Origin of the sequence: Bradyrhizobium cosmicum (assembly GCF_032290525.1) — a bacterium.
In the GTDB taxonomy this organism is placed as follows: Bacteria; Pseudomonadota; Alphaproteobacteria; order Rhizobiales; family Xanthobacteraceae; genus Bradyrhizobium; species Bradyrhizobium cosmicum_A.
In genome coordinates this window covers 1-255 of the sequence record NZ_JASXTA010000372.1, presented here as the reverse complement: position 1 = coordinate 255, position 255 = coordinate 1, and the positions used below count along the sequence as shown (strand labels likewise).

1 pseudogene is annotated in these 255 nt (G+C 66.3%); it reads right to left on the bottom strand.

Annotation, left to right across the window (positions count from 1 at the left end):
- Positions 1-255: pseudogene (locus QSV46_RS40300) on the bottom strand (hybrid sensor histidine kinase/response regulator); the annotation flags it as partial.

Genomic DNA, 255 nt, shown 5'->3' with positions numbered 1-255 from the left:
CGTCGGTAATCAGCAGGTCGATGCCAGAGGCATCCCCGATCATGCCGAGTGCCTGGACGCCGTCGCTGGCCTGGATCGTCCGGTAACCCAGCTCCTCCAGCGATTCGGCCACCAGCGTGCGGATCAGCACCTCGTCATCCACGATCATCACCGTCTCGCCGCGGTTCGGCTGATCGCGCCGTTCCTGCCGGGAAGGTGCGGTCGCGATCGCTTCGCGATGCTCCGAACGCGGGAAGTAGAGGTGGACCGCCGTCC